17 protein-coding genes are annotated in these 18,956 nt (G+C 65.5%); 10 read left to right on the forward strand and 7 right to left on the reverse strand.

The features are described from left to right. Positions 1-52 precede the first annotated feature (52 nt). Positions 53-1,192 (reverse strand): DNA-processing protein DprA, encoded by a 1,140-nt coding sequence (gene dprA, locus F3N42_RS08335; RefSeq protein ID WP_150863971.1) that lies wholly within the window; start codon positions 1,190-1,192, stop codon positions 53-55. 70 nt (positions 1,193-1,262) lie between these two features. Continuing rightward, entirely contained in the window at positions 1,263-2,441 is a 1,179-nt protein-coding gene (locus F3N42_RS08340; protein WP_224784823.1) for a LysM peptidoglycan-binding domain-containing protein, read from the reverse strand. A 140-nt stretch (positions 2,442-2,581) separates the two neighbouring features. On the opposite strand from F3N42_RS08340, the gene def reads away from it, so the two are divergent. The 8 genes from def to F3N42_RS08380 all read left to right on the forward strand — a co-directional run bounded on the left by def (position 2,582) and on the right by F3N42_RS08380 (position 12,316). Continuing rightward, positions 2,582-3,100 (forward strand): peptide deformylase, encoded by a 519-nt coding sequence (gene def, locus F3N42_RS08345; protein ID WP_150863972.1) that lies wholly within the window; start codon positions 2,582-2,584, stop codon positions 3,098-3,100. A gap of 23 nt (positions 3,101-3,123) precedes the next feature. Further along, positions 3,124-4,062: a methionyl-tRNA formyltransferase gene (gene fmt / locus F3N42_RS08350; protein ID WP_150863973.1), complete on the forward strand. Its 939-nt coding sequence runs from the start codon at positions 3,124-3,126 to the stop codon at positions 4,060-4,062. Beyond that, complete coding sequence (rsmB, locus tag F3N42_RS08355) at positions 4,059-5,357, forward strand: 16S rRNA (cytosine(967)-C(5))-methyltransferase RsmB (RefSeq protein WP_150863974.1); 1,299 nt, start codon at positions 4,059-4,061, stop codon at positions 5,355-5,357. The genes fmt and rsmB overlap by 4 nt, the downstream gene beginning before the upstream one ends. Before the next feature lies 1 nt (position 5,358). After that, on the forward strand, positions 5,359-5,880 hold the full coding sequence (locus F3N42_RS08360) for a DUF4390 domain-containing protein (protein WP_191621309.1): 522 nt from the start codon (positions 5,359-5,361) through the stop codon (positions 5,878-5,880). Next, positions 5,856-8,045 (forward strand): sensor histidine kinase, encoded by a 2,190-nt coding sequence (locus tag F3N42_RS08365; protein ID WP_191621310.1) that lies wholly within the window; start codon positions 5,856-5,858, stop codon positions 8,043-8,045. Before F3N42_RS08360 ends, F3N42_RS08365 begins: the two co-directional genes overlap by 25 nt. Positions 8,046-8,124: 79 nt before the next feature. Next, on the forward strand, positions 8,125-9,489 hold the full coding sequence (locus tag F3N42_RS08370; RefSeq protein WP_150863977.1) for a sigma-54-dependent transcriptional regulator: 1,365 nt from the start codon (positions 8,125-8,127) through the stop codon (positions 9,487-9,489). After that, positions 9,486-10,862: a Trk system potassium transporter TrkA gene (gene trkA / locus F3N42_RS08375; RefSeq protein WP_150863978.1), complete on the forward strand. Its 1,377-nt coding sequence runs from the start codon at positions 9,486-9,488 to the stop codon at positions 10,860-10,862. Before F3N42_RS08370 ends, trkA begins: the two co-directional genes overlap by 4 nt. 2 nt (positions 10,863-10,864) lie before the next feature. Next, positions 10,865-12,316: a TrkH family potassium uptake protein gene (locus F3N42_RS08380; RefSeq protein WP_150863979.1), complete on the forward strand. Its 1,452-nt coding sequence runs from the start codon at positions 10,865-10,867 to the stop codon at positions 12,314-12,316. 36 nt (positions 12,317-12,352) lie between these two features. Here F3N42_RS08380 and F3N42_RS08385 read toward each other — a convergent pair whose 3' ends face one another. After that, positions 12,353-13,225 (reverse strand): lysophospholipid acyltransferase family protein, encoded by an 873-nt coding sequence (locus tag F3N42_RS08385; RefSeq protein ID WP_150863980.1) that lies wholly within the window; start codon positions 13,223-13,225, stop codon positions 12,353-12,355. Positions 13,226-13,315: 90 nt separating this feature from the next. Between F3N42_RS08385 and dtd the strand changes: the two genes are divergently transcribed. Both dtd and F3N42_RS08395 read left to right on the forward strand, forming a co-directional pair. After that, positions 13,316-13,786 (forward strand): D-aminoacyl-tRNA deacylase, encoded by a 471-nt coding sequence (dtd, locus tag F3N42_RS08390; protein WP_150863981.1) that lies wholly within the window; start codon positions 13,316-13,318, stop codon positions 13,784-13,786. Between the two features lie 48 nt (positions 13,787-13,834). After that, positions 13,835-14,275 carry a hypothetical protein gene (locus F3N42_RS08395; RefSeq protein ID WP_150863982.1) on the forward strand — a complete coding sequence of 147 codons (441 nt, stop codon included), beginning with the start codon at positions 13,835-13,837 and terminating at the stop codon, positions 14,273-14,275. Between the two features lie 29 nt (positions 14,276-14,304). Here F3N42_RS08395 and ntrC read toward each other — a convergent pair whose 3' ends face one another. From ntrC to glnA, 4 genes are all read right to left on the reverse strand, one after another. Further along, positions 14,305-15,702: a nitrogen regulation protein NR(I) gene (ntrC, locus tag F3N42_RS08400; protein ID WP_150863983.1), complete on the reverse strand. Its 1,398-nt coding sequence runs from the start codon at positions 15,700-15,702 to the stop codon at positions 14,305-14,307. Then, complete coding sequence (locus F3N42_RS08405) at positions 15,695-16,699, reverse strand: two-component system sensor histidine kinase NtrB (protein WP_150863984.1); 1,005 nt, start codon at positions 16,697-16,699, stop codon at positions 15,695-15,697. Before F3N42_RS08405 ends, ntrC begins: the two co-directional genes overlap by 8 nt. Positions 16,700-16,732: 33 nt before the next feature. Next, positions 16,733-17,353, reverse strand: coding sequence for a DUF4124 domain-containing protein (locus tag F3N42_RS08410; RefSeq protein WP_191621311.1), 621 nt, complete (start codon positions 17,351-17,353; stop codon positions 16,733-16,735). A gap of 102 nt (positions 17,354-17,455) precedes the next feature. Next, positions 17,456-18,865 (reverse strand): glutamate--ammonia ligase, encoded by a 1,410-nt coding sequence (gene glnA / locus F3N42_RS08415; RefSeq protein WP_150863986.1) that lies wholly within the window; start codon positions 18,863-18,865, stop codon positions 17,456-17,458. Positions 18,866-18,956 lie beyond the last annotated feature (91 nt).

Raw genomic sequence — 18,956 nt, forward strand, 5'->3', positions numbered from 1 at the left:
TTTCAGGGCAATGTACGACAAGTCGAAAGAAATGGCGGCAAAAATGCCGTTATCAAGGTGTCGTCGGCGCCCTCAGGCAAACACGGCCACCCGGCAACAGTTCGACACGGTCACGCAGCTCAAGCATCAGTAACATCGACGAGACCTCGCGGGCGCGCAGGCCGCTGCTCTCGATCACCCGGTCAATCGCCACCGGGTCATGGCCAATGGCCTCCAGTAGTCGCGCGTAGTCGGGATCATCGTCGAAACCGTCATGCGCCGCCGCCGCGTCGGCTTTGGCCGGGACGGATGCGGGCGCGCCCAGGCGTTCGCGCAGCGCGTCTGCGAGTTCCGCGGCCACCGGTGCCAGCGCCTCGACAATGTCTTCCGTGGCCTCGGTCAGGCGCGCGCCCTGCTTGATCAGCCGGTGGCAGCCTTTCGCCATCGGGTTATGCAAAGACCCCGGCAGCGCGAATACCTCGCGGCCCTGCTCCGCCGCCAGGCGCGCCGTGATCAGCGAGCCGGATTTCATGCCGGCCTCGACCACAAGGACACCCAGAGACAGCCCGGCGATGATGCGGTTGCGGCCGGGAAAGTGCGACGGCCGCGCCGTCGTGCCGGGCGTGAACTCCGTGACCACCGCACCCTGCCTGGCGATGCGCGCCGCGTCATCGCGGTGGGCGGCTGGATACACGACGTCCGGCCCCGTACCCATGACCGCGATTGTCGGCAGGCCCCGGTCCAGCACCGCCCGGTGCGCGGTGATATCGATGCCCGCGGCCAGGCCGCTGGTGATGGTGAAACCATGCGCGCCCAGGGTGGCGGAAAAATCACCGGCGTGGTCGAAGCCACCGCGGGTCGGGTTGCGACTGCCAACAATGGCCACCTGCGGCGTCCACAGCAAGGCGGGGTCGCCGGCCACCCATAACGCGGCCGGTGGCGACGCGATGCGGCGCAGCAGCGGCGGATAGTCCTCGTCGCCCAGGGTCAGCAGGTGATGCCCTTCGTGCTCGAGCCAGCGCTGGTCCCTGGCGAGCAGGGCCTCGTCCGGGTGCCGGATTGCCTCGATCGCTTCGGCGCCGATACCAGCCCGTTCCAGCGTGGCCGAATCTGCACGCACCAGGGTATGGACATCGCCCAGCCTTTCCAGCGCCTGGCGCAGCCCCTGGTGTCCCAGGCCCGGCGCCCGCAGGGCCACCAACCAGTCTCTCATGTCACTCCTGCCTTAAACGAAACGGGGCGCCCTGAGGCGCCCCGCGAAAACAATGCTTATCAGCCAGGCGTCACAACGTCTCGTCCGGGTGCTTGAGAATGTCATCCTCGAGCGTTTCCTTGTCACCGGCCATGATCAGCGCGTAGCTGACTTCGTCGAATACGCGGAACACCATGATGTGCGCATTGAACTCGTCCGGCAATGTCACAAAGTTGTCTCCTTCTGTAGGAGGAAGTGTCCACGTGCCCGCAGGATATTTGACACGGTCACGGATTTCCGCGCCCGGTGAGAACGCCGAGAACACGTGGCCCGGCTCGACGCCCAGGTCACGACCGCCACTGATGGACACCATCTTCAGGTGACCGACCAGGCGATTGTTGCCCTCTACCCCCAGCACGCGCATGCCATCGGGAATAACGCTCATGGCGTGGGGTACATACTCATCCGGGTAACCCAGGCGATCCAGAGGCATGATGCGGTCGCCTTCCTGCACGGCGCCTTGCGAAGTGCCGATCGTCAGGATGGCCGGGTCGCCCTGCTTGGACAGCATGACTTCGGCGACCTGGTACAGTTCGAAGCCGATCACGTCACCCTTGTTCTTGTTGAAATACGCCGTGGATTCCCAGAAACCCGGGTGATACTCGTGGTCAACCGGCGCATGCAGGCCATAACCCGGCTCGCGAACGCGGATGATGTTGCCATCTTTCTGGCGCACGTAAATATTGCCCAGGCGCATGACCGCGTAATAGTCGCCGACGCTACCCTGCACACCGCGCGCATAGGTGCGGTCCTTGTGCATTGAGCGCAGGCGCTGCTCGTTGTTGGCGACCACGTAGGGCAGCGCGTCAAACTGCTCGGCGCTGACCACCTGCATATTGCGAATCAGGCCAGCCAGCTCCTCGTGCGGAATGGGTGGCACGGCCTCGCGATTGGTCACACGCGCGTCCGGGCTCAGCCGTACGGTCGGACGACCACGGTCAACCATCAGGCGCGGCTGGCCGTCGACATAAACCAGGCGAAGCTTGTCGCCGGGATAAATCAGGTGAGGATTTTCAATCTGCTGGTTGGCATGCCAGATGGCTGGCCATTGCCATGGATGATCCAGGAATTTCCCGGAAATGTCCCAGAGCGTGTCCCCCTTAACTACAATGTATTCATCCGGGTGGTCGGTGCGGACAGACACATCCTGTGCCATCACTGCCCCGGACAGGAGCATCACCAGGATGAGGTAAATGAGTTTCCTTTTCACTTTCCTTTCCCCGTTTTTCCAGGCGTCCCGCCTGCTGACCTGTGCGGCCGTTGTCATGTGGCGAACATGGTTCGTCATTAGCTATCATAATTAAAGCTGTCAGAAAGTTCATCTAAATTATTTAAGCGGAACGTATTTCTATGGCCCTGATGGAAATCCTCGAATTCCCCGACCCGCGCCTGCGAACCATCGCCAAGGCGGTGGAGACCTTTGACGAGGCCCTCGCCGACCTGGTCCGGGACATGCTCGAGACCATGTACAACGAGAAAGGCATTGGACTGGCCGCCACCCAGGTCGATGTCCACCAGCAAGTGCTGGTCATGGACACCAGCGATTCTCGCGAAGAAGCGCGCGTGTACATCAACCCGAAGATCATCGAGGCCGACGGCCACCAGGTCTACGAGGAAGGCTGCCTGTCGGTGCCCGGCATCTATGCCAACGTCGAGCGGGCCGAATCGATCCGGGTCGAGGCCCAGGGCGTCGACGGCGAGCGCTTCGAGGCCACCCTGGATGGCCTGGACGCGGTCTGCCTGCAGCACGAAATGGACCACCTGCAGGGCAAGCTCTTCGTCGACTACCTGTCTCCGCTGAAGCGCCAGATGGTCCGCAAGAAACTCGAAAAGGCGCGCCGGCAAGCCGTTCCGGCCGGCGGCGCCTGAACACCCGCAGGACACCCCTGACAATGCGAATCCCTTCACCGCGTATCATCTACGCGGGCACGCCAGACTTTGCCGTCCCGCCCCTGCGCCGCCTGCTCGAGGCCGGTGCGGACGTGGCGGCCGTGCTGACCCAGCCGGACCGTCGTGCCGGCCGTGGCCGGAAAATGCAGCAAAGCCCGGTCAAGCAACTGGCGCTTGCGCATGATGTCGAGGTGATGCAGCCCGCCAGCCTTCGCGACCCCGAGGCGCATGCACCTCTGGCAGCGCTGCAGGCCGACCTGATGATCGTAGCCGCCTATGGGCTGATCCTGCCGAAGGCGGTGCTGGACATCCCACGCCTGGGTTGCTGGAACATCCATGCCTCGCTATTGCCGCGCTGGCGTGGCGCGGCGCCCATCCAGCGTGCCATCGAGGCCGGCGATACAGAATCAGGCGTCTGCATCATGCAGATGGCGCCCGGCCTGGACACCGGCCCCGTCTTCCACCACCTGGCGACCGCCATCGGTCCCGACGATACCGGGGCGAGCCTGCATGACCGGCTCGCGGTACTGGGCGCCGACGCGCTTTCGCACTGCCTGGGCCAGCTCGCCCGGGGAGCGCTACCGGAGCCGGTGCCCCAGGATGATGATGCCGCCGTGTACGCCCACAAGCTGACCAAGGACGAGGCCCGGCTGGACTGGCAACTCGACGCCATGACGCTCGAGCGCCAGGTGCGGGCATTCAACCCCTGGCCCGTGGCCTGGTGTGAGCACGAAGGCAAGCGACTGCGGGTGTGGTCCGCACGGGCGCGCAACAGCGGTTCCGGCACGCCCGGGCAGGTCATTGCGGCCGGCGCCGACGGCATCGACGTGGCCACCGGCCAGGGCAGCCTGCGGCTGCTGGAAGTGCAGGCCGAAGGCGGTCGGCGCGTCAGCGTGACCGACTGGCTGAACGCACAGGCCGCACCCGGGCAGCTGAAATGAAGAACGCCAGGGGCGAAGATGCCCGGCGTGTCGCGCTCAGGGCCATCATCGCCGTCATGAACCATCACGGCGCCCTGACGGACCCTGCCCTGTTCGAGTCGGCCCGCGACGACCGCGAGCGGGCCTTTGCCCGTCGCCTGGCCAATGGCGTGGTGCGCTGGTCCGGTGCGCTCGAAGCACTGGCCGGTGAATTGCTGGACCGCCCCCTCAAGCCCAGGGATCGGGATATCGCCCTGTTGCTTCAGCTGGGCATCTACCAGCTCTGGCGCGAAGACACGCCGGGACACGCCGCCGTTCATGCCACGGCCGAGGTCGCGCGGTCGCTGCGCAAGGCCTGGGCCGTTGGCCTGGTCAATGCCGTGCTGCGCCGCTTCCTGCGCGAGCGCGACGAGCGGCTGGCGGCGCTTGAATCCCGCGATGCGGCCCTGTCGCACCCGCCGTGGCTGCTGGGGATGTTGAAAAAAGACTGGCCCGACCAATGGCGGTCGATCGTCGACGCCAACAACGAGCAGCCACCCATGTGGCTGCGCACGAACGGACAGCGGATCACGCGCGACACCCTGGCCATGCAGCTGACCAACGCCGGCTTCCAGGCCACTTCGCATCCGGAAGTGGATATGGCCCTGCGGCTCGACCCACCCGCCCCGGTCGAACAGGCCCCGGGCTTCAGCGAAGGACACTGGAGCGTCCAGGATGCCGCCGCGCAACTGGCGGCGCACTACCTGGCGCCACGGCCCGGCGACCGCATCCTGGATGCCTGCGCGGCCCCGGGCGGCAAGACCTGCCACCTGCTGGAGCGCGAGCCGAACCTGCAGCTCACCGCGCTGGACAACGATGAACGCCGCCTGGGGCGTGTCCGCGAAAACCTTGCGCGGCTGGGGCTGGAAGCCCGGCTACAGGTGGGCGACGCCACCGATCCTTCCGGCTGGTGGGATGGCGAACCCTTCGACCGGATTCTCCTTGACGCCCCGTGCAGCGCCATCGGCGTCATCCGCCGCCACCCGGAAATCAAGTGGCAGCGCACCCCCGAGCAGGTTGGCGCCGCGGTGGCGTTGCAGGCAAAGATGCTGGATGCGCTCTGGCCCCTGCTGCGGCCGGGCGGTATCCTTGTGTACGCGACCTGCTCCGTGCTGAAACGTGAAAATAGCCAGCAAATTCAGCGATTTCTTCAAGACAACCCTTCCGCGTCCGTGGACAGCGACCCGGCGGGCGACGAATCGCCCGGTCGGCAGGTCCTTACCGGCGAGACGGGCATGGACGGGTTCTACTACGCGACGCTTCGCAAGCCTGCTTAGCTTGACCGCCCTGCTGCTTTGCGCCTGCGAGCGCGCGCCGGTTGAGCATGGTTTCGAAATTCGAAACGCCACCCTGCGCCCGGCGCGCGATGATCTCCGGGTCGACCTGCAACTGAATATCGAACTCAGCCATGCCGCACGCAGGGCGCTGTGGCGCGGCGTGACACTGGAAATCCTGGTGAATTCGGAGCTTCGCCAGGCCGACAGCAGGGACCTGGTCACGGCGGCCAGGGACCACTGGACCCTGCGCTACCTGCCACTGAGTGAGCAGTTCCAGCTCACGGGACCGGGCCAGGACGACGTGCAGACCTTTCCCCGCCTGCGGCATGCCCTGCGCGCCACCGGGAAGCTGGACTACCGCCTGCCCACCGGTGAACTACGGGCCGGCGACTACCAGTTCCGGGTCAGGGCCCGCCTTGACCGGTCCGCGCTGCCGGCGCCGATCCAGTTGCCGGCGCTGCTGTTCCGGCGTTGGCACCACGACAGCGGATGGACGCAATGGCCATTGAAAACAAGCGGCTGAGACGACGCCTGTTCCGTGTTGCCCCGGTGCTGGCCGCGCTGCTGGTGCTGCTGGTCTCGCTGGTGCTGGTCAGTGACGTACCCGAGGATGCCGGCGGCTACAACCGCGTTTACCTGTGGGTACTGGTACTGACCATCGTTGCCCTTGCGCTGCTGGCCCTGGCCATCGTGTCCCGGTTCGTCGCCCTTTACCGCAACGTTCGCGCCGAGGTTCCAGGGGCAAGGCTCTCGGCCCGCTGGGTCCGGAACTTCCTCGTCATGTCGTTGCCGCCGGCCCTGATCGTCTATTTCGTGTCCGCGTGGTTTCTCTCCAAAACCGTGGACAGCTGGTTTGATGTCGAGGTCGAGTCGGCCCTCGCCGACTCCCTGCGCCTGGGCAAGGAGTTCCTCGACCGCCGCACCTTCGAGGCCCGGGGCCAGGTGCGCCAACTGGGCAATGCCATCGATATGGCCGATGACGACAACGATGCAATCCGGCGCGTGCTGCTGGACAGCGTCAGGGCGGCCGGCCCGGTGGAGCTCAGCGTGCTGTCGGCCAACGGCCGTATCGAGGCCAGCGCGGCCTTCGACCCACTGGCCAGCCTGCCCGACCGGCCAGGAGACTACGCACTGCTGCAGGCACGGGAGCGTGGCGAGTACGCCGCGGCGGAGCCCGGCGCCGATGGCAGCCTGACCATCCGGGTGCTGCAGCGCTTACCTGACACCGGCTCTGGCGGCGGCGTCTACCTATTGCAGGCGCTGTACCCCCTGCCCGAGACCATCAGCGCACTCACCAGCAATATCGAGCAGGAATACCACCGATACCAGAACATCGCCTACCTGCGTGGCTGGCTGAAGCAGAGTTTCCTGCTGATCCTGTCGCTGGTCCTGGGCCTGACGGTGCTGCTGGCGATCCTGGCGGCGCTGACCGCCGCGCGCCGAATGGTCGCGCCGATCTCCAGCCTGGCGCTGGCCACGCGCCGGGTGGCCTCCGGCGACCTGGGGCAAGCCGTGGAAACCGGCGGGCGCGATGAAATCGGCTTCCTGGCGCAGTCGTTCAATGAAATGACCGAGGCCCTGCTGCGCGCCAGCGACGAGGCGGAAAGCAGCCGCGCCAGGCTGCAGGCCCAGGGCGAGTACCTGGAGACCGTGCTCGGCAGCCTGAGCGCCGGCGTATTCTCGCTCGACGGTGAAGGTCGGCTGGTCCGCGTCAACCGGGCCGCCGAGAAGATTCTCGGGCTGCCGGCCGGCGCCAGCGTCGGCCAGCCCCTGGCAAAGCTGGCCGCCGGCGGAACTGACCTGCAACCGCTGACCGACACCATCGGCCGCCACCTGGGTCGCGGCCATGGCGGCTGGCAGGAGGAGATCCTGCTGGAACGTGACGGCCGCCCGCTGGTTCTGCTGGCCCGCGGCTCCAGGCTGGCCTCCACCGAGTCGAACGATGGCCACGTGGTGGTGTTCGACGACGTCACCGTGCTCAACCGCGCCCAGCGCGATGCCGCCTGGGCCGAAGTCGCGCGGCGACTGGCGCACGAGGTCAAGAACCCGCTGACGCCCATCCGCCTGGCCGCCGAGCGCCTGCGCATGAAGCTGATGGACCGCCTGGACGGGCGCGACGCCGAGATGCTCGACCGCTCGGCCACCACCATCGTGGCCCAGGTCGAGGCGTTGCGAAAACTGGTCGACGCCTTCGGCGACTATGCCCGCGAGCCGGACCTGGAGCGCGTGCCGGTGCGCCTGGACCGCCTGGTCAACAATGTCGTGGAACTCTACCGGCAGGGCGACCCCGGGCTGGTGATCGAGCTTGACATGTGTGAGGGCCCGGAGGGCCTTTCCGCGGATGCCGGCCAGTTGAGGCAGCTGCTGCACAACCTGATCCGAAACGCCATCGAGGCCAACGTTGACGGCCGCCCGACCCGCATCGGCATCCGCACCCGGGTCATTGATGACGACGACGAAGCGCGCCTGGAACTGCGCGTGGACGATAACGGACCGGGGTTCCCCGACTCGGTGCTGGCCCAGCCGTTCGAACCCTATGTCACGCACAAGCCCAACGGCAGCGGCCTGGGGCTGGCCATCTGCCGCAAGATCATCGATGACCACGACGGCACGATTGCCATCGTCAATCACGACGGCGGCGCCCGCGCCGTCATTACGCTTCCGCTGGCGCCCGAAACGGTGTCATGACGGGCTGAATTCCGTTATTCTGCTGTTGTTTCCCTGCAACACCGGGGCGATACCCGCCCACGCGAAGGTGAGTAGCCGCATGGCCCAAACACGGATCCTGGTGGTCGACGACGAACCCGACATCCGCCAGCTGATGGGTGACATTCTCGAGGACGAAGGCTACGTCGTGGAAACGGCGGAAAACGGTGAGACGGCGCGCGCCGCGTTTAACCGAGAAGAGCCCGACCTGGTACTGCTGGACATCTGGATGCCGGACGTTGACGGTATCACCCTGCTCAAGGAATGGTCCGCCAGCGGCCGGCTGGACTGCCCGGTGGTGATGATCTCCGGGCACGGCACACTCGAAACTGCGGTTGAGGCGACCCGGCTGGGCGCCGTCGACTTCGTCCAGAAACCCCTTTCACTGGCCAAGCTGCTGGCCACCGTCAAGCAGGCCCTGGGCAAGCGCCAGGCCGCGCCGCGACCAGTCGCCGGCCCCAGGGGCGGGGATACCGAGCCGCAGGGCAGCAGCCCGCAGATGCAGTTGCTACGCCAGAAGGCCGAGCAGGCCGCGTGCCACGACCGGCCCATCTTCATCACCGGCGAAGCAGGCAGCGGCAAGGAAACACTGGCCGCGTGGATTCATCGCCTGGGCGGCGGCGACTCACCGTTCACGGTGCTCGACACCACGCGCGTCAACGATGATGCCGTGGCTTGCCTGTTCGGTGATGGGGCGGAGTCCGGCGCGCTGGAAGCGGCGGACACCGGTACGCTTTATATCCCGGAAGCGGCACTGCTGACCCGCGAGGTCCAGGTGCTGCTGAGCGCGATCCTGGAAGCGCGGCAGTGGTCGCGACCGGGTGAAGCCAGTCCACGGCCCCTGCGCTGCCGGGTCATCGCCAGCGTGTCCGGCGACCCCATGGCCCATATCGACAATGGCGACCTGCTTGAGCAGCTCTACCTGCAGCTGAATGTCCTGCCACTGCACCTGCCGGCGTTGCGCGATCGCCCGCAGGACGTGCCCGAGCTGGTCAGCTGGTACACCGACTGGTTCTCCAACAACGAGGGCCTGGCCTGGCGCGCCTTCCCGGTGTCGGCACTGAACCGCCTGCGCAACCATGGCTGGCCGGGTAACGAACGTGAACTGCGCAACGTGGTCCAGCGCCTGCTGATCATGGGTGGTGAAGGCGAGGTCAGCGTGCAGGAAATCGAGGACGCACTGAAGCACCCGGCCACGGAGTCCTCCGGCGGTCCGGCAACGACCCTGCCCAGCGCCTTCGAGCTGCCACTGCGCGAAGCGCGCGAGCAATTCGAGCGTGAATACCTGGTCTACCAGCTGCGCAAGGCCGGCGGCAGCGTCGGTAAACTGTCAGACGCGGTCGGCATGGAGCGCACGCACCTGTACCGCAAACTCCGGTCACTGGGGATTGACCCCAAGACCATCGCCAGCGAGTCCGCTTCGTGAAGATCGTCATCCTGGGCGCCGGCCAGGTCGGCTCCACCGTGGCCCACAGCCTGTCGTCGGAAGACAACGACATCACCGTTATCGACACCAACCAGCAGCAACTGCGACAACTGCAGGATCACCTGGATATCCGCGTGGTCCACGGCCATGCCTCGCACCCGAAGATCCTGGTGCGGGCGGGTATCGAGGATGCCGACCTGGTGGTCGCCGTGACCAATTCCGACGAGGTCAACATGGTCGCCTGCCAGGTGGCGTACACGCTGTTCAACACCCCCACCCGCGTGGCGCGGGTGCGCTCGGCCGCCTACACCGATTACCCCAGTCTGTTCAGCCGCGAGCATTCGCCGATCGACGTGCTGATCAGCCCGGAACAGCTCATCACCCAGCACATCGCCCGGCTGATCCAGTACCCGGGCGCGCTGCAGGTGCTGGATTTTGCCGAGGGCCGTGCTCAGCTGGTCGCCACCCAGGCAGATGCCGGTGGCCTGCTGGTCGGCCAGCAGCTGAGCACGCTCAAGGATCACCTGCCGGCCGGCGGCGACGCGCGCGTGGCGGCCATTTACCGCCAGGGCCAGCTGGTGGTGCCGGACGGCAACACCGTGATCGAAGAGAACGACACCGTGTTCTTCCTGGCCGCGCGCCGGCACATTCCGGCGATGATGCAGGAGTTACGCCCGCGCGACCGCGCCGTGCGGCGTATCGTGCTGGCTGGCGGTGGCCATATCGGCAGCGCGCTGGCCCGACAGCTGGAGCGCGATCACCACGTCAAGGTCATCGAGCGCGACCCCGAGCGCGCCGAGGCGATTGCCGAGGAGCTGGAAAAGGCCATCGTGCTGATCGGCGACTGCGCCGACGAAAACCTGATGCGCGAAGAGGCCATCGAGACCGCAGACGTGTTCTGCGTGCTCACCAACGACGACGAGGCCAATATCCTGGCGTCGATGCTGGCCAAGCGCATGGGCGCACGCAAGGTCATCGCCATCATCAACCGACCAGCCTACGTCGACCTGGTCGAATCGGGCGAGATTGATATCGCCGTTTCCCCGGAGCAGATCACCATCGGCTCGCTGCTCACGCATATCCGCAGGGGCAGCATCGTGCGCGTTCATTCGCTGCGACGCGGCGCAGCCGAGGCGATCGAGGCCGAGGCCCTGGGCGACCGCCACTCATCGCGCGTGGTGGGCCGGGCGCTGGAAGACCTGCCGCTGCCCGAGGGCACCACCATCGGCGCCATTGTCCGTGGCGATGAGGTCATCATCGCCCACCACGACACGGTGATCGCGGAGAACGACCACGTGCTGCTGTTCGTGCCGGACAAGCGCCAGATTCCGGCCGTCGAGGCCCTGTTCCAGGTCAGCGCGACCTTCGTCTGACGATGAAGTTTGCCGCCATCCAGCGGGTGATCGGCGCCCTGGTCGCCTGGTCCAGCCTGATGATGCTGCCACCGGCGTTCGTCTCGTGGATTTACGACGACCACGCCGCCTACATGTTCCTGCTGGCCGCCATCGTACTCGTGGTCGTGGGCGGCCTGATCTGGTGGCCGGTGCGCAAGGACGCCCGCGACCTGCGCCTGCGCGACGGCTTCATCATCGTCGCCGCCTGCTGGCTGGTGCTGGCCATGGTCGGTGCATTGCCGTTCCTGCTGCTGCCGCAGCCGCAGATGAGTTACGTGGACGCCCTGTTCGAATCCATGTCCGGCCTGACGACCACCGGCGCCACAGTGCTCGACCATATCGACACCCTGCCGCATGGCATCCTGTTCTATCGCCAGCAGCTGCAGTGGCTGGGCGGCATGGGCATCATCGTGCTGGCGGTGGCCATCCTGCCGATGCTGCGCGTTGGCGGCATGCAGTTGTTCCGCGCGGAGACCCCGGGGCCCATGAAAGACGCCAAGCTCACGCCGCGCATCGCCGAAACGGCCAAGGCGCTGTGGCTGCTGTACCTGGGCATCACGGTCACCTGCACGCTGTCGTTCTGGCTGGGCGGCATGACCTTGTTCGACGCGATCAGTCACGCCTTCAGCACCGTCGCCATCGGCGGCTTCTCGACCCATGACACCAGCTTCGGCTATTTCGACAGCCCCACGCTGGAAGCCATTGCCATGGTGTTCATGATCATCTCGGGGATGAACTTCGCGCTGCACTTCTCGGCCTGGCGAAAAGCCAGCGCACAGCCCTATTTCAACGATTCGGAACTGAAAACCTACGCAGTACTGCTGGCAGGCTTCACGGTGCTGGTGGCCTTCATGCTGGTCTATAACGGCACCTTCGGCACGCTGGGCGAAGCCGTGCGTTTTGGCGGTTTCCAGGTGGTTTCGGCATTGACCACGACCGGGTTCACGACCACCGAATTCCACCAGTGGCAGGGCTGGATCCCGCTGGCGTTGATCTCGATGGCGTTTATTGGCGGCTGCGCCGGCAGCACGGCCGGCGGCATGAAAGTCATCCGCCTGCAATTGCTTTACCGCCACGCCACCCGCGAGATTCACCGCCTGATTCACCCGCACGCCGTGTTGCCAGTGAAGTTCGGGGGCTACAGGGCCGCCGAGTCCGTGCTTGATGCCGTGACCGGCTTCTTCTTCCTGTTCGCGGCCAGCACGGCGCTGATGACGCTGCTGCTGGTCGCCACCGGGCTGGACCTGCTGACGGCGTTCACGGCGGTGACGGCTTGCATTACCAACCTGGGCCCGGGCCTGGGCGACGTGGCTTACTCTTACGCCAGCCTGGGCGATGTCGCCAAGCTGATCCTGTCTTTCGCAATGCTGGCCGGGCGACTGGAGATCTACACCCTGCTGGTGCTGTTGACCCCGGCATTCTGGCGCGATTGAACCGGCCCGGGCAGGCCGGGCCATGGTGGGACCTGGCTAGTAGAACCTCGTCTCACCCTCCGGCCGAGCCCGGAACCGCTTGTAGGCCCACAGGTACTGGGCCGGGGCAAGCGCGATACAGCGTTCCACCCCTTCGTTCACGGCCGCGACGGCGCGGTCCAGGTCATCGGAATAGATATCCGGGTGCGGGGCCAGGAAGTGGGTCTGGTAGCGTCCGCCGGGCGCTCGCAGGCAGACCGCGAACAGGGCCCGCGCACCGGTGCGCCCCAGCAGGCGCGGCGCCAGCACACCCGTGAGCGCCGGCACGCCGAAGAACGGCGCGAAGCGGCCGTCACCGGCGCGTGGCTCCTGGTCCGGCAGGATCGCCACAGCACGACCGTCGGCCAGGCCCCTGACCAGGGCCTTCAGCCCCTGGCGGCCCGCCGGCACCAGGTTGGCGCCGAACCGACCGCGCCGTTCGACCAGCAGCCGGTTGACGGCGTCGTCCTCGCTGGGCTTATACAACGTCGCCGCCAGCACGTCTGACAGCATCAGGCCCAGCATTTCCCAGGCGCCATGGTGCGGCGCGAGCAGCACGACGCCTTTGCCGGGCGCCAGTGCCTGGCGGTAGCTGTCCTCGCCGACCACGGGCAGGAAGCGGCTGTCGAAGCGTCGCCGCGATGAATACCAGGCCAGGCCCGTTTCCAGGCCGTTGTTGGCATAGTGGTGCAGGGACTGCCGCGCCAGCGCCTCGCATTCGGCCTCGGCCATGTCCGGGTAGCACAGCGACAGGTTCTTCAGGCTCACCTTGCGCAGGCGTTTCGACACGCGCCAGACCAGCGCACCCAGCGGCCAGGCCAGCGTCGACAGCCAGGCCGCCGGCAGCAGGCTGAACACGAACGCCATGGTTTTCAGGGTGAGTGCTTTCATTCCATAGTCCGGGGAGTTTCCCGCGGCCCAACCTGATACGCTATGCGTTTTCCGGTGGTCCCGTCGGCGGGGCGGGTGATTGAGCGTCGCATGATCGCATTATTGCAAAGGGTATCGGAAGCCACGGTGCTTGTGAAACAGGTCGACGTCACCCGCGAAGCCGGCGCCATCGGCGCCGGGCTGGTGGTCCTTGTGGGCGTGGAAAAAGGCGACACCGCCGCCCAGGCCGAACGGTTGCTGGAGCGCCTGCTGGCTTACCGCGTGTTTCCCGACCACGCCGGAAAGATGAACCTGAATATCGAACAGGTAGGCGGCGAGCTGATGCTGGTGTCGCAGTTTACACTGGCGGCCAATACCCGTAGCGGCAATCGCCCCAGCTTTACCTCGGCGGCCGACCCCGAGACCGGGCGCCAGCTGTTCGACTACCTGCTCGCGCTCGCACGTTCCCGTCTGGGTACCTGCGCGACCGGGGAATTTGGCGCCCACATGATGGTCAGACTGGTCAATGACGGCCCCGTGACTTTCAGGCTCCGGGTGCCGCCGGAACCAACCGACAACTGAGAACGTCCGAGCCACCGGACACAGGCAAGACCCAAGGAGAGCAAACCCATGCGTGACCTCGTCACCCGAATCACACCCATCATCCTGATGCTGCTGGCGCTGGCCGCGAGCCCCGCCTTCGCACAGGGCGACCCCGATGAAAATCCGTCAACACGGGAACTGGTTGAACTCGGCCTGCAGGAGTTTCGCGAGCAGCTGAACCTGAGCGATTACCAGTGGACCCAGGTGGAGCAGATTCTGCGCAGCGGCGTCCGCCAGCGCATCGCCATCGCCCGGCGCTATGGCCTGGACGGCACGCTGGAATCCATCGAGTCGATGGACAGGAAACAGAAGCGGCGGCTGGAAAAGGACCTGAAGCAGTCCCGCAAGGACACCACCGAGCGCATGAAGCGCTTCCTGGACAAGGACCAGTACAAGGCCTTCAAGGCGCTGCAGGAAGACCTGCACGAGGCCATCGTGGCGCGCATCGAGGCAGCCACGGAAAGCTGAGCCAGGCCCTGCCGCGACGGCGGCGCCACTCAGTCTTCGTCGTCGCGGTCCTTCAGTTTACGGGTCAGGGTATTGCGGCCAACACCCAGCACCCTGGCGGCATCAACGCGCTTGCCACCGGTGTAATCCAGGGCCTCTTCGAACAATACCTGCTCCATGTCATCCCGGACCGTGACCATCAGGTCTTGCTGGCCGGTGGGCAGGGCTTCCCTGACCCAGGCCCGCAGGTGTTCCTGCCAGGGGTCATCGTCACGACCCTGGGATGGGCCTGCCACTGACAGTTCCGCCGGCAGGTCCTCCGGGAAGACCTGCTCACCCGGCGCCATGACACACAGTTGCTGGCAGACGTTCTGCAACTGGCGAACATTGCCGGGCCAGGGCTGTGACTTCAGCAGGCTGATGGTTTCGGGCCTCAGCGTCTTCACTTCCAACCCCATCTCGATGGCGGCCTGCTCAAGAAAGTGCTCAGCCAGCGCCGGAATGTCGCTGGTGCGCTCGCGCAGCGGCGGCATGGAAATGGTGATGACGTTCAGGCGGTGGTACAGGTCCTCACGAAACGAGCCGTCGGAGATATGCGCATCCAGGTTCTGGTGCGTGGCGGCGATCACGCGGACATCCGCCTTCAGCAGGTCCCGCCCACCCACCCGGTAGTAGTCTCCCTCGGCCAGTACGCGCAGCAGGCGCGTCTGCAGGGTCAGCGGCATGTCGCCGATTTCGTCCAGGAACAGCGTGCCACCGGCGGCTTCCTCGAACCGTCCGTGGCGGCGCGAGTGCGCGCCGGTGAACGAACCGCGCTCGTGGCCAAACAGCTCTGACTCCAGCAGCTCTGACGGGATAGCCGCGGTATTGATGGCCACGAACGGCCCGCCGGAGCGCGGGCTGTGCTCGTGCAGCGCCCGTGCGACCACTTCCTTGCCGGAACCAGTCTCGCCGGTGATCAGTACGCTGATGTTCGAGCGCGACAGCCGGCCGATAGTGCGGAACACCTCCTGCATGGCCGGCGAATCGCCGATCATGCGGCTGTCCGGTTCCTTCGGCGCCGGCCGCGTCGAGGCCGGGCGATGGACCACGGCACTGGCGACCGTGGACAACACCTGGTCCAGGTCGAACGGCTTGGGCAGGTAATCGAACACGCCTTTCTGGAACGCGGTGACGGCCTGGTCGAGGTCGGAAAAACCGGTCATGGCGATCACCGGGATTTCCCGTTGTTCGGCGCGCAGCGCATCAAGCACCGTCAGGCCGTCGGCATCCGGCAGGCGGATGTCGGTCAGGATCACGTCCGGCGAGCCCTTGGTTAGCGCCTCGTTGAGTTCGCCGACGGTGGAAAACGTGGAGACCCGGTACTCGGCCCGCGACAACGCGCGCTCGAGTACAAAGCGGATGGCCTCGTCGTCATCATTGACCCAGACCAGCGGCCGTTCACTCATGGCCGTTCTCCCGTGCAGGTATTCGGAGTGTGAAGCGGCTTCCGTGCTCCAGTGCGTCATAGCTCATGAGTCCTCCGTGATCGGCCGCGATCTGTTGGGCCAGCGCCAGTCCCAAACCGGTGCCATCGCGCCGGCCGGTCACCATGGGCAGGAAAAGTAGCGGACGTAACCGCTCGGGCACGCCATCGCCATCGTCCTCGACATCGACGCGAATCAGGTAACCGCTGTGCTCGAACAGTGCCGAGTCATGCTCGACACGGGTGCGGGCGGAAATGGTAGTGGCGCCGGACTGCGCCGCGTTGCGCGCCAGGTTGACGAACAGCTGGCGGATTGCCGTGCCATCACCATTGACCTCGGGAATGCTGGGGTCATAGTCACGCACGACATTGATCTTGAAACCATGCTCGGTCTCGAGCAGTTGCAGCGCCTCTTCGAGCGCACGGTGAATATCGAGCGGCTCGCGCTCCATCTGCGGCTGCCAGAAACTCTGGATCAGCTCCTCGACCCGGTCGACTTCACGAATAATCAGCTGCGCCAGCGTGCCCAGCTCACGTTCTTCCAGTTCCGCGACCAGCATCTGGGCCGCGCCGCGGATACCGCCCAGCGGGTTGCGGATCTCGTGACCCAGGTTGCGGCGCAGCAGGTTCAGCAGGCCGGTCTGCACCTCCATCTGCTGGAGTTGCTGTTGCTGGCGGCTCCAGCCGGTGCTGTGAAATTCGAGCAGCAGGTGGCCAGCATCAAGCACACCGATGTGACAGTCATAGAAGCCACCGGCCATCTTGCACTCGTGCAGCCGCCGGGGTCGATAGTCGGTACGAATGTCCTGCAGGGCGACGTAAAGGGGTTCGGGTATGCCCCAGATCCGGTCGATGGGGTGCCCCGCAAGGCGGTCACGGTTGGCCGAGAGGCACTGCTCGGCGGCACCGTTGACCCGCAGGATACAGTTGGCCGCATCCAGTTCCACCACGGCGGTGTCCAGTTCCTCGATGAGGCTCATGGACACCCCCGGGGGGTGACTGGCGAGCCCCGATCAGCCGCCGCGCGGCGTCGGTCGTACGACGTTGTTGACGTTCTGCTGGTGAATGAAAAACGTGACCGGGCCGGCCAGCGCGACGATCTGGTCCATGGCGTCGAGCAGTTCCGCGCGCACGGTATGCTCACCGCGATCGAGCCGCGGCGTGCTGTACAGTGACTGCGAAGTCGTGGTGACCACCTGCTCATCGATATAGATCCTGACCTTCATTCCCTGTTGCAGACCCATGCTGGTGTCCCAGGCGACGGTGGCGGTATTCGCGGTACCCCAGTAGCTCTGCTCCGGGGTGGGGCTGACCAGGCGAAAATCGCGGTACTCGGCCTGCATCCGGCGCAGGACTTCGCGTGGGTTTTCCTCGCCGCTCTCGGCCTGCTCGGCCACCGCGGCCTTCTCCGCCTCGGTCTTTGTCGCCTTGTACTCGGGCCGCTCGACTACGCTCAGCTCGCGCAGTTTCATCGGCTCGGCGCCGGGGCCCGGGGGCTGGTCCGTGTAAGTGACATTGCCGTCGGCATCGACCGTCTTGTAGACATCGGCCATGACCGGGCTCGCGGCCATCGTGATTCCGGCCACCCCGGTCAGGATGAGCCATCGTGCGCGGCGCAATCGCTGGTCCTTCATGTTCCCCTCTCCATTCATGCATGGCGTGAACAGCTCCCGACACAGGACACTTTCTGTGCGTACGCGCCGGGCACAGTGTCCCGGCGCGCCGCATTCACGCTATTAGCAAGAATAGTACATGTCGAACTCGATGGGGTGAGTTGACATGCGGAAACGCGTGACTTCGTCCATCTTCAGTGCGATGTAACCGTCGATGAGGTCATCGCTGAAGACGCCACCGGCCTTGAGGAATTCGCGGTCGGCATCCAGCGCTTCCAGGGCCTGGTCCAGGCTATGGCAGACGGTCGGGATGTCCTTGGCTTCTTCCGGCTCAAGGTCGTACAGGTCCTTGTCCATCGCCGGGCCCGGATCGATCTTGTTGACGATGCCGTCGAGGCCGGCCATCAGCATGGCGGCGAAGGTCAGGTAGCCGCTGCCCACCGGGTCGCCGAAGCGCACTTCGATACGACGGGCTTTCGGGCTGGAGACCCACGGAATACGCACGGAAGCTGAACGGTTACGGGCCGAGTAGGCCAGCATGACCGGTGCTTCGAAGCCCGGGACCAGGCGCTTGTAGCTGTTCGTCGACGCGTTGGAGAACGCGTTGATGGCGCGCGCATGCTTGAAGATACCGCCGATGTAGTGCAGCGCCGTCTGCGACAGGCCGCCGTACTCGTCACCGGAGAACAGGTTCTTGCCATCCTTGGTCAACGACTGGTGCACGTGCATGCCCGAGCCGTTGTCACCCACCAGCGGTTTCGGCATGAAGGTCGCGGTCTGGCCGTTGGCGTGGGCGACGTTGGCAATGGCGTACTTCATCAGCAGCAGCTCATCGGCCTTGCGGGTCAGCGTGTTGAACTTGGTGCCGATCTCACACTGGCCGGCGGTGCCCACTTCGTGATGGTGCACTTCAACGGGCACGCCCAGCTTTTCCAGCACCAGGCACATCTCGGCACGCAGGTCGTGCAGCGAATCCACCGGCGGGACCGGGAAGTAGCCGCCTTTCACGCGGGTGCGGTGACCCGGGTTGCCGCCGTCGTACTCGGTGCCGGTGTTCCAGGCCGCTTCCTGCGAGTCGATCTCGTAGTGCGCGCCCTTGATGGAGTCGCCGAAACGGACGTCGTCAAACACGAAGAATTCCGGCTCCGGGCCGAAGTAGGCGGTGTCGGCGATGCCGCTGGACTTCAGGTAGGCCTCGGCGCGCAGCGCGAGTGAACGCGGACAGCGCGAGTAGCCTTCCATGGTGTCCGGTTCGAGCACGTCGCAACGGACGATCAGCGTCTTGTGCTCCGAAAACGGATCCAGGACCACGGAATCCTTGTCCGGCATCAGCACCATGTCGGATTCGTTGATGCCTTTCCAGCCCGCGATCGATGAGCCGTCAAACATCTTGCCTTCTTCGAAGAGGTCCTCGTCCACCATGCTGGCCGGCAGCGTCACGTGCTGCTCCTTGCCATTGGTGTCGCAGAATCGCAGGTCGACGAATTCGATGTCGTCGTCCTTGATGTCTTTAAGAATGTCTTTCGTGCTCATTAAAGCGGTTCTCCTGTTGGTTTATTGATGTGACCCAATCTGGTTCGAGATATAGATGCAGGAATGATGCCAACTCGCACAATTCTGGACA

Source organism: Marinihelvus fidelis, assembly GCF_008725655.1.
GTDB classification, from domain to species: domain Bacteria; phylum Pseudomonadota; class Gammaproteobacteria; order Xanthomonadales; family SZUA-36; genus Marinihelvus; species Marinihelvus fidelis.

Bases quoted from the DNA above. Each gene is read 5' to 3' on its own strand.
- def (WP_150863972.1), top strand. From the start codon at position 2,582: ATGGCCCTGATGGAAATCCTCGAATTCCCCGACCCGCGCCTGCGAACC.
- glnA (WP_150863986.1), bottom strand. From the start codon at position 18,865: ATGAGCACGAAAGACATTCTTAAAGACATCAAGGACGACGACATCGAA.
- dtd (WP_150863981.1), top strand. From the start codon at position 13,316: ATGATCGCATTATTGCAAAGGGTATCGGAAGCCACGGTGCTTGTGAAA.
- F3N42_RS08405 (WP_150863984.1), bottom strand. From the start codon at position 16,699: ATGAGCCTCATCGAGGAACTGGACACCGCCGTGGTGGAACTGGATGCG.
- F3N42_RS08385 (WP_150863980.1), bottom strand. From the start codon at position 13,225: ATGAAAGCACTCACCCTGAAAACCATGGCGTTCGTGTTCAGCCTGCTG.
- rsmB (WP_150863974.1), top strand. From the start codon at position 4,059: ATGAAGAACGCCAGGGGCGAAGATGCCCGGCGTGTCGCGCTCAGGGCC.
- F3N42_RS08410 (WP_191621311.1), bottom strand. From the start codon at position 17,353: ATGAAGGACCAGCGATTGCGCCGCGCACGATGGCTCATCCTGACCGGG.
- dprA (WP_150863971.1), bottom strand. From the start codon at position 1,192: ATGAGAGACTGGTTGGTGGCCCTGCGGGCGCCGGGCCTGGGACACCAG.
- ntrC (WP_150863983.1), bottom strand. From the start codon at position 15,702: ATGAGTGAACGGCCGCTGGTCTGGGTCAATGATGACGACGAGGCCATC.
- F3N42_RS08365 (WP_191621310.1), top strand. From the start codon at position 5,856: ATGGCCATTGAAAACAAGCGGCTGAGACGACGCCTGTTCCGTGTTGCC.
- F3N42_RS08380 (WP_150863979.1), top strand. From the start codon at position 10,865: ATGAAGTTTGCCGCCATCCAGCGGGTGATCGGCGCCCTGGTCGCCTGG.
- F3N42_RS08370 (WP_150863977.1), top strand. From the start codon at position 8,125: ATGGCCCAAACACGGATCCTGGTGGTCGACGACGAACCCGACATCCGC.
- fmt (WP_150863973.1), top strand. From the start codon at position 3,124: ATGCGAATCCCTTCACCGCGTATCATCTACGCGGGCACGCCAGACTTT.
- F3N42_RS08395 (WP_150863982.1), top strand. From the start codon at position 13,835: ATGCGTGACCTCGTCACCCGAATCACACCCATCATCCTGATGCTGCTG.